Here is a 14,737-nt window from a genome sequence, read left to right as displayed (position 1 = left end):
GAACCACCTGATGGACCAAACGGAAGGTGAGAGATGCCTGACGGCGACTCCGGCGGCACCGTGCGCAGCGTCGCGCGCGCCCTGGACCTGCTCGACCTGTTCGACGAGAGGAACCAGCGCTACTCCACACGGGAGCTGGTGGAGCGCACCGGCCTGGCCAAGACCACGGTCCTGCGGCTGGTCGCGACCCTGGAGCAGCGCGGACTGCTGTGGACGGCGCCCGACGGCCGGGTCGGGGTCGGCCCCAGCCTCCTGCGCTGGTCGCGCCTGGCCCACGCCGTCTGGCAGGTGCCCGAGGCCGTCCGGTCCGTCATGCGCGAACTCGTCGCCGACACCGCCGAGACCGTCAACCTCTACGTGCGCGCCGACGCCACCCGCGTGTGCGTGGCCAAGGAGGAGGGCCCCCAGCGGCTGCGCCACGTCGTCAACGTCGGCGACGAGATGGTCCTGTGGGGCGGGGGCGCCAGCAAGGTGCTGCTCATCGGGGCGGGGGAGTCCCTGCTGCTGCGCGTGGCCGCCGCCTCCCCCCACGGACCCGGGCACGTCAGCCGCCTGCGCGAGGAGGTGGAACTGGCCCGCGTCCGGGGGTTCGCCGTCAGCCACGGCGAGCGCGAGCGGGGCGCCTCCGGCGTGGCCGCGCCCGTCTACGGCCCCGTCGGCGGGGCGCCGGTCGCCGCGCTGGCCGTGGGCGGCCCCACCGCCCGCTTCACCGACGCCGCCGTGGAGGGCTTCACCTCCGCGGTGGTCGACGCCGCCCGCCGCATCACCGACATCGGGCTCGACCCCTCGGGAGGGACCGCGGGGCCCGGAACGGGGGAGAGACGATGACCGACAACGACAACGGCAACGACGCCGGGTCCGGGGAGAGGGGCCTTCCGCTCGCGGGGGTGCGCGTCCTGGACATGACCAACGTCCTGGCCGGACCCTACGCGGGGTACCAGCTGGCGCTCATGGGCGCCGACGTGGTCAAGGTCGAGGTTCCCGGCTCCGGGGACCTGGCGCGCCAGCTCGGCGCCTCCGCGGAGCTGAACGGCCGCGGCCTGGGCGCGTCGTTCCTGGCGCAGAACGCGGGCAAGCGCTCCCTGACCCTGGACCTGAAGACCCCCGGCGGCAAGGAGGCCATGACCCGCCTGGTGCGCCGGTCCGACGTGCTGCTGGAGAACTTCCGGCCGGGCGTGCTGGAGCGCCTGGGCTTCGGCTGGAAGGACCTGAGCGCGATCAACCCCGGCCTGGTCTACTGCGCGGTGTCCGGGTTCGGCTCCGACGGCCCGCTGAGCGGGCGCCCGGCCTACGACCAGATCATCCAGGGCCTGTCGGGGATGATGAGCACCACCGGCACGCCCGGCACCGGCCCGCTGCGCGCGGGCTTCCCCATCGCCGACGTCCTGGGCGGTCTCGCCGCCGCCTTCGCGATCAGCACCGCCCTGGTCAAAAGAGAGCGCACCGGTCAGGGGAGCAGCGTGGACGTGTCCATGCTGGAGACCGCGATCACCGCGATGGGCTGGGGGGTGTCCAACTACCTGTCCGCGGGCGTCGAGCCGGTCCCCATCGGCAACGAGAACGCCACGGCGGCCCCCTCGGGCACCTTCAGCACCGCCGACGGCGCGCTCAACATCGCCGCCAACAAGCAGGAGCAGTTCGAGGCGCTGTGCGCGGTCGTGGGCGCGCCCGAACTGGCGCGCGACCCCCGCTTCGCCCAGCGCGAGGACCGCAAGACCCACCGCGAGGCCCTCCGGGAGGCCCTGGAGGAGCACCTGGGCACCCGGTCCGCCCTGGAGTGGGAGCGCGAGCTCGCCCGGGCCGGGGTGCCCGCCGCCCGCGTGCTGACCGTGGCCCAGGCGTTGGAACTGGACCAGGTGGCCCACCGCGGTCTGGTGCACACGCTGCCCTTCCCCGGCGGGGAGGAGCGCGAGCTGCGCGTGCTCGGCAGCGGCGTCCGCGTGGACGGCGCGCCCCTGGGCCCCCGCACGGCGCCGCCCCTGCTGGGCGAGCACACCGGGCAGGTGCTGCGCGAGACGGGCTTCAGCGACCGGGAGATCGACGAACTGCGCGAGGAGGGGGCCGTATGAGCGCGTCGGAAGCGCCGTCCATGACCCATGAGGAGATCGGCCGCTGGTGGCGGACCGGGCTGATCCGGATCGCCCCCGGCGAGATCGAACCGGGCGGCTACCCGGTGCAGGAGCTGATCGGCCGGGTCTCGTTCGTGGACACGGTCTGGCTCATGCTGCGCGGCGAACTGCCCGACCCGCGCCGCTCCCGCCTGCTGGAGGCCGCCCTGGTCGCGGCCGTGGACCACGGCCCCCAGGCGCCCTCCATCGCCGCCGCCCGTATGGCCGCCAGCTGCGGGGTGGGCCTCAACAACGCCGTCGCCACCGGCGTCAACCTGCTCGGGGACGTGCACGGCGGCGCGGGCCAGCAGTGCGTCGCCCTCCTGGAGGAGATGGCCGAGCGCGGCGCCGACGGGACCCCGGTGACGCGGGTGGCCGAGGAGGTGGTCGCCGAGTACCGCGGCCGCGGCGCGTACGTGCCCGGCTTCGGCCACCGCTTCCACCCGCGCGACCCGCGCCGCGACCCGCTCCTGGGCCTGGTCCGTGAGGCGGTCGAGGACGGGCTCGTCCCCGCGGGCCCGCTGGAGGCCGCCCTGGCGTTGGAGGAGGCGCTGGCCAAGGGGCGCGGACGCCCCGTGCCGATGAACATCGACGCCGCCACCGCGGTCGTCTACGCCTCGCTGGGCTTCCCCTCGGAGCTGGCCCGGGGGCTGTTCGTCCTCTCCCGCTCCGTGGGCATCCTCGCCCACGCCTGGGAGGAGCGCCAGAGCGGAGCGCGCATCAAGGGCCCCCTCCCGAGGTCGGTGCTGGCGGGCTACACCGGCCCCGCGACCCGCCACCTGGCCGCCGACGACCCGCGGTCCTCGCCGGACTCCGGCCGGGACTGACCCGCGGGTCCCCCCTGAACGGCGGGCACCGGTACCTCCGTCCGGTCCGGTGCCCGCTCCACCGCCAGGTGTCCGCTACCGCTGGTCGGCCTCGGCCCCGCGCCCCCACCGCTTCCGGTCCGCGTCCGTGATCTCGCCGACCCGCTCGGCGGGCTGGGTGATCCGGATGTGGTTGCCGAACGGGTCGCGCAGCGCGCAGTCGGTTCCGTAGGGCTGTTCCACCACGTCCTGGGTGAACTCCACGCCCCGGGCCCTGAGGGTGTCGTAGGTGGCCCGGCAGTCGCTCGTGTTGAGGATGCAGGCCACGCCCAGCGCTCCCTTGGTCAGCAGGTCGCGCACCTGGGCCGCGGTCTCCTCGCTGAGCGAGGGCGGGCCGGGGACCTCCAGCAGCAGGTGGCGGTCGGGGTCCTCGGGCAGCGCGACGGTGAGCCAGCGCATGAAGCCCATGTCGACGTCGTTGCTGACCTGGAAGCCGAGCTTGCCGACGTAGAAGTCGAGTGCCTCCTCCTGGTCGAGGACGTGGACGGCGGTGATGGAGATGTTGTCGAACATGCGGTCTACGTTACGGACGTGCGGCCGCCGCGCGCTTCTCCGAAACTGCTCGGTCTCGTCCACGCCTTGACGAAGCACACCGTTCCGGCCGCCGGTGGGGCCTGCCTGCGGTAACGCGAGGGCGGGGAGCCCACCACGGCCAGGAACGTGCGGCTGAAGGTGCCGAGGCTGTCGAACCCGACCGCGAGGGCGATGTCGGTGACGCTCCGGTCGCTCTCGCGCAGCAGCGCCATCGCCCGCTCGATCCTGCGGCGCTGGAGGTAGCGGTGCGGGGTCTCGCCGAAGACCGCGCGGAAGGAGCGGGAGAAGTGCGCGGGGGACATCAGCGCCACCCGTGCCAGCCCCGGGACGTCCAGGGGCTCTGCGAAACGGCGGTCCATGGCGTCGCGCGCCCGCAGCAGCCGCCGGTTGCGGTCCTCGTTCGGGGTCATGGACCCAGCCTAGGCGCGGTCTCGGACAGGGAAGGGGACCGCTCCCACCGGTGATACCGGGGAGGCGGTGCCGTCCGGGCGGACCGCCGGTGCGCCCGTGCGCGTCACCGGGGGAGCAGCTTCACGAGACCGGTCAGGGCGGTGATCTCGGCGTCGGCCCGCACCCCGGGTGGCAGGGGCCTGCCGGTGCGGTTGACGTGGACCGTGCGCATGCCCGCGCGGGCGGCGGCGACGACGTCCTCCTCGGGATGGTCTCCGACGTGGAGGACGGACGCGGTCGGCAGACCGAGGAGTTCGGCCGTGTGGGAGTAGATGCGCGGATCGGGTTTGCGCAGTCCGCATTCGGCCGCGACCACGCGGTGGGCGAAGCAGCCGCCGACACCCAGTCGTTCGGGATCGCTGTTGCCGTTGGTGACCAGGACGCACGGGTAGCGGGTGCGCAGCTCCTCCAGCACGTCGGCGGTTTCGGCGTAGAGGGCCATCGCGCCGAACCGGGTGGCCATGTACCTGTCATGGACCTCCGTGACGAGAGCGGGGTCATCGCTGCCGCAGCGCCGCACGGCGCGGACGAAGGACTCGAAGCGGATCTCCTCCATCGCGGCGCGAGCGAAACCGGGTTCGCGGGCGACCTCGTCGCGCAGCGCCGCCAGCCAGTCGGCCGACACCCTCCCCGCCTCGTGCGCCAGGCCCCTGCCGTCGAGGAGGGCGACGGCGTCGTCGAGAGCCCGGCGCATGGCGGTGCGGAAGTCCCACAGCGTTTCGTCCCCGTCGAAGGAGATCGCACGGATGGCGGAGAAGTCGGAGATCACGCGGGTCGGCTCCCTGCTGCGTCACTGTTCGTGGTGCGGCCGCGCTCCTTCGGCTGCCACGGCGATTATCGGCTGGACGCGCGGGTGCCGGGAAGGGGTGAGCCCGGATGGCTGCCGCGGTCGGGGCGGCACGGCCGCGGGGCGGGCCCCTGGAGGCCCGCCCCGCGGTGTCGTGTCGTGGTGTCACGCTGTGGTGTCCGAAACCGGTGTCTCCCGAGCCCGGCGGATGTAGCGCCGGACCGGTCCGCTGCCAGGGTCAGATGCGGGGCCTGCGCTTCCTGGTCAGGGAGTTGATCCACCGCAGGGCCTGCCCGCCGGGGCTGCTCCGTCGACCAGGAGGAGTTCGGCGCGCCGGACCCCGTAGCGGATCCGGACCGCCGCGCCCCAGCGGGCTTCCGCCCCCGGACCGGCCCGCGGACCGGGCGAACCGCCGGGCCATCGCCAGGGGGTCGCTGCTGCGTCCGCCCGTTCGACCACCCGCACGCGGGTGCCTGCCCGGTGCCGGGCGGGCCAGCCCCGTGCGCCGCATCAGCTGGTTCTTCGCCGTCCTCAGGGGGTTCCTCATGGCGGTTTCCTCCTCGTCTGTCGGTCCCGTGTCCCGGTCGGTCAGCCCACCGCCAGGCGGATGATGACGAACGGAGCACGTTCCTTGTCTCTGTCTGTTGCGCTACCCCGGAGTGTGATATTGATGCGTCTTCACCCGATCGGGCTTCCGGAGTGACCTCGCAGGGGAAGCCCGTCGGCGTGTCTCCCCGGAGGGTCAGGGCAGGCCAAAGGGATCCTTGAACCTCCGGAGGGCTCACACGCTCCCGGACGGATTCCCAGCGACCCCGAGGAAGGCGCCCGCATGACGACCAGTGTTCAGCGGCTGATCGAAACGGCGCGTCTCGCACCGCTGTCCGGCCGGTTCGACTGGGAGCGGGTCGGGCACCGGATCGGGGCGTCCGTGCCGCAGGACTACCGCGAGCTCCTCGACGCGGGGGGCGGCGGACTCTGGCTGGGTTATGTGAGGCTCTGCGTTCCCGCGCCCGGCCCCGGTCTCAGGCACGTCGACCTCGAACGGTCGGACCTGGAGTCCGAACAGCTCCGGGACCTGTTCGAGGACGAGGTCGTGGGGCCGCCGGACGACCTCACCCCTGGTTCCAGGCTGCTGCCCTGGGCCTCGACGGGCACGGGGGTCACGCTCTACTGGCAGGCCTCACCCGAGTCGGCGGCCGGTTCGTACCCGATCCGGGTCTCGGACCGCAACGGCGACGTGTGGGAGAGGTACGACCTGCTCACCACCGACCTTCTTCTGGGAATCGTCCGGGGCGGGGTGCGCAGTGAGCTGCTCGACGAGTCGTGGACGGAACGCGACGTGCTCTTCAGGCCCTACGCGGAGGAAGAGGCGCGAGGTGAGTGAGGCTCCTCGCGCCGTGGTCGCTCCGCCCCGTTCGGGGGCAAGGTGAATCTCAGTTGCGGGAGGGCCTGGCCGCGGCCATGCTGCTGATCATGGCTGGATACATCGATGTTCCTGTCCGGCTGGGCGAGAGCGCTCTCCCTGATGGGCGGTTGCTCGGCTGGGCCGAGTGGGGGCCGTTGGACGGAGTGCCGGTCCTGTTGTGTCCGGGGGCGGCCACCAGTCGACGGCTCGGGTTCGGTGCGGGTGTCGTCGAGGCCCTTGGAGTGCGGCTTGTCTCCGTGGATCGTCCGGGCCTTGGCGCCTCGACGCCCGCACCTGGGCGGACCTTTTCCGACTTCGCTGGGGATGTACGTCAACTCTGCGCGCAGCGGGGGTTGGGGCGGCCGTTCGTGGTCGGCAATTCCCAAGGTGCGCCGTTCGCCCTCGCCTGTGCCGCGGAGGGAATCGCCTCGGCGCTGGCGCTCGTCTCCGGCGCCGACGAGGTCGCCGCGCCGGAGTTCGCTCCTGTTCTGGACGCGGACCTGCGCGGTCTCGTCGAATGGACCGCTCGTGATCCGGTCGGCGCCGAGGAGTTCTTCGCGGGCTTCACCGCGGACGCGATGTGGGACATGGTCATGACCGGGAGCCCGGAGTGCGACCTTGCCGTGTACCAGGATCCCGATTTCGCGGCTGGCTACCGCAGGGCCCTGACCGAGGCATTTGCTCAAGGTGCTGCTGGTTACGCTCGCGACACGGTCCTGGCGATGGGGCGGTGGCCGTTCTCCCTCGACGCGATCACCGTCCCGGTCGACATCTGGTACGGCGGGCGGGACACCGGCCACTCGCCCGACGGCGGTGTACGGCTCGCCGCCCGTATGCCCGGCGCCCGTCACCATGTCGTTCCGGAGGCTGGCGGTGCCCTCCTGTGGACACATGCCGGGTCGATCCTCACGTTGCTCCTCGGGAAGGCTGTCGCCGACGGGTAGAGGATCGGTTCACTGCCCTGCCTGGGCGGAAGGTACGCGTGTGCCGGGCGACGTTCTCAGTGAAGCCGCGCGCGTGCCCGAAGGTGTGCGCGTTCACGAAGCCGATGCCTGACCCGGCGATGCGGGCGGCGCGAGCACCGCGCGCCCGTGGGCGACGGGGCGCGGAACTGTCGCAGGCCCGGGCCATAATCCCGGCGTCCGCCCGCCATCGCAGGAACACGGCGAGAGCCCGCCCCGAGGAGGGCCCGATGACGTCACCGACACCCCGCCCGCGCCGGGGAGACCGCCGATGAGCGGCCGCGCGGACCTGTGGCCGCTGATCCACGGGGAGCGGGCGGCGCTGGCCGACGACCTGTCCGGGCTGACCGGGGAGCAGTGGGCGACGCCGTCGCTGTGCGAGGGCCTGACCGTGCGCGAGGTACTCGCGCACCTGACGTCGTCGGCGTCCCTCAACGGCCTTCGGTGGCTGGCCGGGGTCGTCCGCTGCCGGTTCGACTTCGACGCCCAGGTCGCGATGCGCCTGGCGGAGCAGATGGGGACCTCCGGCGCCGATACCCTCGCACGCTTCCGGGGGATCGTGGAGAGCACGACCTCGCCGCCCCTGCCCAAGCCCGCCATCCTGGGGGAGGTGATCGTCCACGGAGAGGACGTCCGGCGTCCCCTGGGCATCGTCAGCGACCGTCCGATCGCCGCGCTGACCCGCGTGGCGGACTACTACCGGGGTTCGGACCAGGTCGTCGTCGCCAGGAGCCGGATCCAGGGGTTGGGGCTCCAGGCCACCGACGGCCCGTTCTCCTCCGGCACCGGACCGCTCGTTCGCGGTGGCACGCTCGCCCTGATCATGGCGATGACCGGACGCTCCGCGCACCTGGACGAGCTCACCGGCGACGGTGTGGAGATCCTGCGCGAACGCGTGGAGGGCTGACGCGCCCCGCCCGGTGGGCCGGACCGGCGGTGAGGTGAGGTCGGCCCCGGTGGCCTGTTCCGCGGACGCCGCCTCCGCGCGGACCGATCCGGGACACGGCGCGCCCGGCTCGACATGCAAGTGGATGCTTGCCTATCATGGTGGTCGTGGCAGACGACCTCTTCAAGGCCCTGGCCGACCCGACCCGTCGAACCATCCTCGACGAACTCACGGAGAAGTCCGGCCAGACACTGTTCGAGATCTGCTCGCGGCTGGCCGTGAAGCACCAGCTCGGCATCTCGCGCCAGGCGGTCTCCCAGCACCTCGCCGTGCTGGAGGCCGCCGGGCTCGTCGAGACCAGGCGCGAGGGCCGCTACAAGTTCCACGACCTCAACACGGCCCCGCTGCGGCGGATCGCCGAGCGATGGCTTGCGCCGGACACGTCCGGACCGGAGGAGAGCAACCCGTGAAGATCCACCTGACCAGCATCTTCGTCGACGACCAGGCCAAGGCCGAGCACTTCTACACCGAGATCCTCGGCTTCGTGAAGAAGCACGACGTCCCGGTGGGCGGCAGCGCCCGGTGGCTGACCGTCGTCTCGCCCGACGACCCCGACGGCACCGAACTCCTCCTCGAACCCGCCGGACACCCGGCCGTCGGGCCCTACCGCGACGCCCTCGTCAAGGACGGCATCCCGCTCGCCCAGTTCGCCGTCGACGACGTGCGGGCGGAGTACCAGCGCCTGCGCGGCCTCGGCGTCCGCTTCACCCAGGAACCTCTGGAGATGGGCCCGGTCACCACCGCCGTCCTCGACGACACCTGCGGCAACCTGGTCCAGATCGCGTCCGAGCCGCGGTAGGCGCTCACCCGGGTGCGGGACCCGGCCGCGGCGGCGACCGGACCCCGGCCTCCGCCCGCGGCCGGACGCCCCCGCGGGCGGATTCGCCCCCCCGACGGCACGGGTAGGGGACCGGCGCAGAACCGCTACTTACGTCCCGGGGGACACTCATGGCACACCTGACCGAACTGCACGGCACCGCGATGGGGGAGTTCGACCGGCGGGTCCGCGAGGTCAAGCTGACGGACTGGGCGCTGCCCACGCCGTGCGCCGACTGGGACGTGCACGACCTGGTCAACCACCTGACCACCGAACAGCTGTGGACGCCGCTCCTGCTGGACGGCGCGCGGATCGATGAGGTCGGCGACCGCCTCGACGGCGACAACCTGGGCGAGGAGCCCATCACCACCTGGGAGGTCGCCTCCCGCGAGGCCCGCACCGCATGGCTGGCGCCGTCCTCCCTGGAGAGTACGGTGCACCTGTCCTTCGGTGACGCGCCCGCCGAACTCTACCTGTGGCAGATGACCTTCGACCTGACGGTGCACGCCTGGGACCTGGCACGCGCCCTGGGCACCGACGAACGCCTCGACCCCGACCTGGTCAAGGAGGTCCACGCCTGGCTCAGCGACCAGGACCTCGGCCCGGGACCGATGTTCGGCGCACCCGTCGGGGTCGGGCCCGACGCGAGCCCGCAGGACCGCCTGATCGCCCGCACAGGCAGGACCCCCTGACCCTTTGCGCGCCCCCCGGCCGGATCCGCACCCGGCCTGGTTCCGCCCACGGCCGGGTTCCGCATCCGGCCGGGGCCGCTCCGCCGGGCTGAAACCGCCCTCCCGCCCGGCCCGTTCTCCCCGCCCGGCCGTCCGCACCCGCGGGCGTCGGACCGGCCGCTCGGCCTGACCCCCGTCGAGGACGGCTGACCCGTCCCGCACGCGCGGGCACCGGGTGTTTAGCCGTTCCCCTCGGGGTTACGCGCCTGAGTGGCGGCTCCCCGGACGCCGCTTCCCGGCCCCGCGCCGTGTCGGCTTCCGGGAGCCCCGCCACTGTCACAGACTGTGACGAGTCCCTGGCGCGGTGCGCCGGGCGGGCCGCGTGGACGGCGGCACGCAGGACACCGACCCACACACGAGGAAGGGCACTGCCGGTGGAGGCCACGATCACACTGCACGTCGACGGGGAGAAACGCGAGCTCACCGTCGACACACGCACCACCCTGCTGGACGCGCTGCGCGACCGGCTGGGCGTCACCTCGCCCAAGAAGGGCTGCGACCACGGCCAGTGCGGGGCCTGCACGGTCCTGCTGGAGGGCCGCCGCGTCGTGTCCTGCCTGACCTTCGCGGTCGCGCACGACGGCGCCAGTGTCACCACCGCCGCCGGTCTCGCCGGGGAGGGGCGGCTGCACCCCGTCGCCCGCGCCTTCGTCGAGCACGACGGCTTCCAGTGCGGCTACTGCACGCCCGGCCAGGTCTGCTCGGCCGTGGGCATGCTGGAGGAGGCCGCCGCCGACTGGCCCAGCCACGTCACCGAGGACCTCGACGCGCCGGTCAGCCTCGACGACGACGAGATCCGCGAGCGCATGAGCGGCAACCTGTGCCGCTGCGGCGCCTACGTCAACATCGTCGCCGCGATCCGGGAGGCCGCCCGGTGAAACCCTTCCACTACACCCGTCCCGCCGAGGCCGCCGCGGCCGTCACCGCCGTCGCGGGCGACCCCGGGGCCTCCTACATCGGCGGGGGCACCAACCTGGTCGACCACATGAAGCTCGGCATCGCCGAGCCCACCTCCCTCGTGGACGTGCGAGACCTGCTCAGCCACCGGATCGAGGAACTGCCCGACGGCGGCCTGCGCGTGGGCGCCGCCGTGCCCAACAGCGACCTGGCCGCCCACCCCGGGGTGCGCCGGAGCTACCCCGTCCTCTCCCAGGCCCTGCTGGCGGGCGCCTCCGGCCAGCTGCGCAACGCCGCCACCACGGGCGGCAACCTCCTCCAGCGCACCCGGTGCGTGTACTTCCAGAACACCGCCATGCCCTGCAACAAGCGCGAACCCGGCACGGGCTGCTCCGCGATCGAGGGCTACGGCCGCTACAACGCCGTCCTGGGCACCTCCGAGCACTGCGTGGCCACCCACCCCTCCGACATGGCGGTCGCCCTGACCGCCCTGGGCGCCCGGGTCCACGTGCTGGGCCCCGGCGGGGAGCGCACCGTGGACATGCCCGGCCTGCACCGCCTTCCAGGGGACCGGCCCCAGCGCGACACCGTCCTGGAGCACGGCGACCTCATCACCGCCGTCGACCTGCCCCACCTGCCCCTGGCCGCCCGCTCGGCCTACCGCAAGGTGCGCGACCGCGCCTCCTACGCCTTCGCCCTGGTGTCGGTGGCCGCGGCGCTGCGCGTGGTGGACGGCACCGTCGAGGACGTGCGCGTGGCCTTCGGCGGCCTGGCGCACGCGCCCTGGCGCGCCGGCCGAGCCGAGGAGGCGCTGCGCGGGGGACCGGCCACCGAGGAGGCCTTCCGTGAGGCCGCCCGGAGCGAACTCGCCGACGCCGCCACCGGCCCGGACAACGCCTTCAAGGTCCCCATGGCCGTCAACGCCCTCGCAGCGACCCTGCGCGACCTGACCGCCGAGGAGGCACGATGACCGGGACGCTGGATCCGCGGGCCATGGGCCAGCCGCTGACCCGCCTGGAGGGCGCCGACAAGGTCACCGGACGGGCGCCCTACGCCTACGAGCACCCGCTCGCCGACCCCCTGTACCTGCACCCGGTGCTGTCCACCGTCGCGCGCGGGCGCGTCACCGCGGTCGACACCTCCGTCGCCCGGGCGCTGGCCGGAGTACACGCCGTCCTGACCCCGGACAACGCCGAACGCCTCGCCGACACCGAGGACCGCGAGTTCGCGGTCCTGCAGTCGCACGAGGTGTCCTTCCACGGCCAGTTCGTCGCCGCGGTCGTGGCCGACACCCCCGAGACCGCCCGCCAGGCGGCCGGACTCGTGCGGGTGGACTACGAGCGCTCCGCGCACGACGTGGTGCTCACCGCCGACCACCAGGGCCTCTACCGGCCCGTGGGCGAGGACGACGAGGGGCCCGCGTCCGACACCGAGCAGGGCGACCCCGACGCGGCCCTGGCCGCCGCAGAGGTCGTGGTCGACCAGACCTACAGCACGCCCACCGAGCACAACAACCCCATGGAGCCGCACACCACCACGGCCCTGTGGGAGGAGGCCACCGGCGACCTCACCCTCTACGACTCCACCCAGGGCGTGCACGTGGTCCGCGCCTCCGTGGCCGGGGTGTTCGGGCTCGACCCCGAACGGGTCCGGGTGGTCGCGCCCCACGTCGGCGGCGGCTTCGGCTCCAAGGGTGAGGCGCACGCGCACGACGTCCTGGCCGCGATGGCCGCCCGCGCCCTGCCCGGGCGGCCGGTCAAGTTCGCGCTGACCCGCCAGCAGATGTTCTGCCTGGTGGGCTACCGCACGCCCACCATCCAGCGGCTGCGCCTGGGCGCCGACCGCGACGGGCGCCTGTCCGCGATCATCCACGACTCCGTGGAACAGACCGCCGCCATCAAGGAGTTCACCGAGAACAGCGCGATGTGCTCACGGTGGATGTACGCCGCTCCGAACCGCCGCACCACCCACCGGATCGCGCCCCTGGACGTGCCGGTCAACTTCTGGATGCGCGCCCCCGGCGAGTGCCCGGGAGCGTACGCGGCCGAGGCCGCCATGGACGAACTCGCCCAGGCCTGCGGCGTCGACCCGATCGAGCTGCGCGTGCGCAACGAGCCCGAGACCGACCCGCAGAGCGGCTCCCCGTGGTCGGACCGGCGCCTGGTCCGGTGCCTGCGCGAGGGCGCGGAGCGCTTCGGCTGGCACGGGCGCGACCCCCGGCCCGGAGTCCGCCGGGAGGGGGACTGGCTGGTGGGCACCGGCGTGGCCTCGGCGAGCTACCCGCACCTGTTCAACCCCGGGTCGGTGGCCCACGTCCGCTACGGCGAGGACGGCCGTTACGAGGTGTCCATCGGCGCGGTGGACATCGGCACCGGGGCCTGGACCGCGCTCACCCAGATCGCCGCCGACGCGCTGGGCCTGCCCGCCTCCGACATCCGGCTGCGCATCGGCGACACCGCCTTCCCGTCGGCCTCCGTCGCGGGCGGCTCCAGCGGGACCAGTTCCTGGGGGACGGCCGTCGTGGCCGCCGCCCGGGCCTTCCGCGACCGGCACGGGGACTCCCCGGCACCGGGCGCGGAGGCCAGCGCCAGCGCGGCGGAGGACACCGTCGACGAGTCGTACTCGGTCTACTCCTTCGGTGCGCACTTCGTCGAGGCACGGGTGAACGCGGACACGGGTGAGGTCCGGGTGCCGCGCATGTACGGCCTGTTCTCCATCGGCCGGGTGGTCAACCCGAGAACAGCGCGCTCGCAGTTCCTCGGCGGGATGGTCATGGGCCTGTCGATGGCGCTGCACGAGGAGAGCTTCCGGGATCCGCGGTACGGCCACATCGCCAACGGCGACTTCGCCGAGTACCACATACCCACCAACGCCGACGTGGGAGACCTGCGGGCGGAGTGGCTGGACGAGGAGGACCCCCGAGCCACCCCCATGGGGTCGCGGGGCGCGGGTGAGATCGGCATCGTGGGCACCGCCGCGGCGGTGGCCAACGCCGTCCACCACGCCACGGGGACCAGGGTGCGGGACCTGCCGGTCACGGCGGACAAGCTCCTGCGGTGACGGCCGGTCGTGGTGCGTCCGCGCGGGCGCACCACGACCGGGGCGCCGCGGGACCCGTTGACAGGGGCGGGAGGCGCAGCTCACGGGGGAGCCCGTCCGCGGCGGACCCGCCGACAGCGCGGTGACCGCGAGGGTTCACCGGCCCGCCCCCTCCGCCGTGATCTCGTACCTATGGCGGGTCTCGACGGTCCAAACCCGCTATAAGTACACGATCATCGCAGGTCAGAGCCCTCGCTGCAGGAGGGGTGGCCCCGGCCGGGGAGCGGGCAGCAGCGAGGGGCACACGCCGGTGTCCACGCCGGGCGACCACAGCACCGACACCGGCTCGGGGTCGTCGACGCGCACACCCGCCGCCCGGAGCAGGTCGCCCTCATAGGCCCAGGAGTGCGCGCGAAACAGCGGCCAGCGCGGGTGGGCCACCCGGATCCACCACGTGCGCCCCGCGTGCCGGGTGTGCAGGCCCCAGCGCGCGGTCACGAACCGCTCCAGCGGGGACTCGCGCTCCACCCGCTCGCCTACGGTCGTCCGCCACCGCCCCCGGGCCCCGCCCGGCGGGAGGCGGCGGCGCACCGCGCCCGCGCGCACGCCGCCGCCTCCCGCGCGCAGGGACACGTCCGACCACATGTACGGCACGCCCGCCACAGCCCTGGCGGCCAGGACGTTGTGCGCGGAGTCGGCGTCCATGGACAGGAAGACCACGCCCCGGCGGCCGTACCCGTCCACGGAGTACAGGCGCACGTTGACCTCGCCGAACCCGCCCACGGGGATCCCGGCGGCCGTGGTGAAGGGAACGCGGAAGGCCACGAGCCCGACGTAGGTGGTCCCGTCCAGCACGTCGGGCCGGGTGTGCTCGGGCAGCAGCGGCGCCACCCGTTCGGGTGGGACGGCCCAGTGCGCGAAGAGGACGTCGTACCAGCCCTGGTACAGCGGCGCGGGCCCCGGCAGGGGCGGCGGGTCCAGGGGCGGCAGCGGCCGCCGGTCCGCGCGTGTTGGCTGCTCCCGCACCGGACCTCCCGCTCCTCCGGGGCGCGGACCGCGCCCGTGTCGTGGCAGAGCCTACGCCCGCGCCGTCCGGGCCGGGACGCGGACCCGCACGTGGGCCGCGGCCCTTCGACCGCCGTCGGGGCCGAGGCGCCTGGATAGCGCCGGTGCGGCCGGTACCCGGTCCCCGTCC

Annotated in this window: 16 protein-coding genes; 12 read left to right on the top strand and 4 right to left on the bottom strand. The window is 73.7% G+C overall.

Going from position 1 to position 14,737, the window contains the following annotated elements; translation table 11 throughout:
* The first annotated feature begins 33 nt into the window (after window positions 1-33).
* Genes HGB44_RS23020 through HGB44_RS23010 form a run of 3 tightly spaced genes read left to right on the top strand, consistent with a single transcriptional unit; the run spans window position 34 to window position 2,935 of the window.
* A complete protein-coding gene (locus HGB44_RS23020) occupies window positions 34-828 on the top strand; it encodes an IclR family transcriptional regulator (RefSeq protein ID WP_061079241.1) in 795 nt (264 codons plus the stop codon).
* Window positions 825-2,069, top strand: coding sequence for a CaiB/BaiF CoA transferase family protein (locus HGB44_RS23015; RefSeq protein ID WP_061079240.1), 1,245 nt, complete (start codon window positions 825-827; stop codon window positions 2,067-2,069). Before HGB44_RS23020 ends, HGB44_RS23015 begins: the two co-directional genes overlap by 4 nt.
* Complete coding sequence (locus HGB44_RS23010) at window positions 2,066-2,935, top strand: citryl-CoA lyase (protein ID WP_061079239.1); 870 nt, start codon at window positions 2,066-2,068, stop codon at window positions 2,933-2,935. The genes HGB44_RS23015 and HGB44_RS23010 overlap by 4 nt, the downstream gene beginning before the upstream one ends.
* A 75-nt stretch (window positions 2,936-3,010) precedes the next feature.
* Here HGB44_RS23010 and HGB44_RS23005 read toward each other — a convergent pair whose 3' ends face one another.
* The 3 genes from HGB44_RS23005 to HGB44_RS22995 form a co-directional block, all read right to left on the bottom strand.
* The gene (locus HGB44_RS23005; protein WP_061079238.1) at window positions 3,011-3,487 is read right to left on the bottom strand and encodes a VOC family protein; all 477 of its coding nucleotides are present in this window, start codon (window positions 3,485-3,487) and stop codon (window positions 3,011-3,013) included.
* Window positions 3,488-3,492: 5 nt separating this feature from the next.
* Window positions 3,493-3,918, bottom strand: a complete 426-nt coding sequence (locus HGB44_RS23000; RefSeq protein ID WP_061079237.1) for a helix-turn-helix domain-containing protein — start codon at window positions 3,916-3,918, stop codon at window positions 3,493-3,495.
* A 104-nt stretch (window positions 3,919-4,022) separates the two neighbouring features.
* Complete coding sequence (locus HGB44_RS22995; RefSeq protein ID WP_061079236.1) at window positions 4,023-4,727, bottom strand: HAD family hydrolase; 705 nt, start codon at window positions 4,725-4,727, stop codon at window positions 4,023-4,025.
* Between the two features lie 847 nt (window positions 4,728-5,574).
* Between HGB44_RS22995 and HGB44_RS22990 the strand changes: the two genes are divergently transcribed.
* The 9 genes from HGB44_RS22990 (at window position 5,575) to HGB44_RS22950 (ending at window position 13,563) form a co-directional block, all read left to right on the top strand.
* Window positions 5,575-6,129 (top strand): hypothetical protein, encoded by a 555-nt coding sequence (locus HGB44_RS22990; protein WP_061079235.1) that lies wholly within the window; start codon window positions 5,575-5,577, stop codon window positions 6,127-6,129.
* A gap of 77 nt (window positions 6,130-6,206) precedes the next feature.
* Complete coding sequence (locus tag HGB44_RS22985) at window positions 6,207-7,094, top strand: alpha/beta fold hydrolase (protein WP_231972308.1); 888 nt, start codon at window positions 6,207-6,209, stop codon at window positions 7,092-7,094.
* Between the two features lie 289 nt (window positions 7,095-7,383).
* Window positions 7,384-8,019, top strand: a complete 636-nt coding sequence (locus HGB44_RS22980) for a maleylpyruvate isomerase family mycothiol-dependent enzyme (RefSeq protein ID WP_061079234.1) — start codon at window positions 7,384-7,386, stop codon at window positions 8,017-8,019.
* A 137-nt stretch (window positions 8,020-8,156) separates the two neighbouring features.
* Entirely contained in the window at window positions 8,157-8,468 is a 312-nt protein-coding gene (locus HGB44_RS22975; protein ID WP_061079233.1) for an ArsR/SmtB family transcription factor, read from the top strand.
* Window positions 8,465-8,857, top strand: a complete 393-nt coding sequence (locus HGB44_RS22970) for a VOC family protein (RefSeq protein WP_061079232.1) — start codon at window positions 8,465-8,467, stop codon at window positions 8,855-8,857. The genes HGB44_RS22975 and HGB44_RS22970 overlap by 4 nt, the downstream gene beginning before the upstream one ends.
* A gap of 149 nt (window positions 8,858-9,006) precedes the next feature.
* Complete coding sequence (locus HGB44_RS22965) at window positions 9,007-9,567, top strand: TIGR03086 family metal-binding protein (RefSeq protein WP_061079231.1); 561 nt, start codon at window positions 9,007-9,009, stop codon at window positions 9,565-9,567.
* Window positions 9,568-9,980: 413 nt separating this feature from the next.
* Window positions 9,981-10,484, top strand: coding sequence for a 2Fe-2S iron-sulfur cluster-binding protein (locus HGB44_RS22960; RefSeq protein ID WP_061079230.1), 504 nt, complete (start codon window positions 9,981-9,983; stop codon window positions 10,482-10,484).
* Entirely contained in the window at window positions 10,481-11,473 is a 993-nt protein-coding gene (locus HGB44_RS22955; protein ID WP_061079229.1) for an FAD binding domain-containing protein, read from the top strand. Before HGB44_RS22960 ends, HGB44_RS22955 begins: the two co-directional genes overlap by 4 nt.
* The gene (locus HGB44_RS22950) at window positions 11,470-13,563 is read left to right on the top strand and encodes a xanthine dehydrogenase family protein molybdopterin-binding subunit (protein ID WP_061079228.1); all 2,094 of its coding nucleotides are present in this window, start codon (window positions 11,470-11,472) and stop codon (window positions 13,561-13,563) included. The genes HGB44_RS22955 and HGB44_RS22950 overlap by 4 nt, the downstream gene beginning before the upstream one ends.
* A gap of 222 nt (window positions 13,564-13,785) precedes the next feature.
* Here the strand turns inward: HGB44_RS22950 and HGB44_RS22945 are convergent, their stop codons facing one another.
* A complete protein-coding gene (locus HGB44_RS22945) occupies window positions 13,786-14,568 on the bottom strand; it encodes a DUF2071 domain-containing protein (RefSeq protein WP_061079227.1) in 783 nt (260 codons plus the stop codon).
* Window positions 14,569-14,737 lie beyond the last annotated feature (169 nt).

It is taken from the genome of Nocardiopsis alborubida (assembly GCF_012396365.1).
In the GTDB taxonomy this organism is placed as follows: domain Bacteria; phylum Actinomycetota; class Actinomycetes; order Streptosporangiales; family Streptosporangiaceae; genus Nocardiopsis; species Nocardiopsis alborubida.
Note: the sequence above shows the minus strand (reverse complement) of the source record. Positions and strands in the feature narration are given on the sequence as shown.

Coding starts and splice junctions, on each gene's coding strand:
- HGB44_RS23020 (WP_061079241.1), top strand. CDS start 34: ATGCCTGACGGCGACTCCGGCGGCACCGTGCGCAGCGTCGCGCGCGCC.
- HGB44_RS23015 (WP_061079240.1), top strand. CDS start 825: ATGACCGACAACGACAACGGCAACGACGCCGGGTCCGGGGAGAGGGGC.
- HGB44_RS23010 (WP_061079239.1), top strand. CDS start 2,066: ATGAGCGCGTCGGAAGCGCCGTCCATGACCCATGAGGAGATCGGCCGC.
- HGB44_RS23005 (WP_061079238.1), bottom strand. CDS start 3,487: ATGTTCGACAACATCTCCATCACCGCCGTCCACGTCCTCGACCAGGAG.
- HGB44_RS23000 (WP_061079237.1), bottom strand. CDS start 3,918: ATGACCCCGAACGAGGACCGCAACCGGCGGCTGCTGCGGGCGCGCGAC.
- HGB44_RS22990 (WP_061079235.1), top strand. CDS start 5,575: ATGACGACCAGTGTTCAGCGGCTGATCGAAACGGCGCGTCTCGCACCG.
- HGB44_RS22985 (WP_231972308.1), top strand. CDS start 6,207: ATGCTGCTGATCATGGCTGGATACATCGATGTTCCTGTCCGGCTGGGC.
- HGB44_RS22980 (WP_061079234.1), top strand. CDS start 7,384: ATGAGCGGCCGCGCGGACCTGTGGCCGCTGATCCACGGGGAGCGGGCG.
- HGB44_RS22975 (WP_061079233.1), top strand. CDS start 8,157: ATGGTGGTCGTGGCAGACGACCTCTTCAAGGCCCTGGCCGACCCGACC.
- HGB44_RS22965 (WP_061079231.1), top strand. CDS start 9,007: ATGGCACACCTGACCGAACTGCACGGCACCGCGATGGGGGAGTTCGAC.
- HGB44_RS22950 (WP_061079228.1), top strand. CDS start 11,470: ATGACCGGGACGCTGGATCCGCGGGCCATGGGCCAGCCGCTGACCCGC.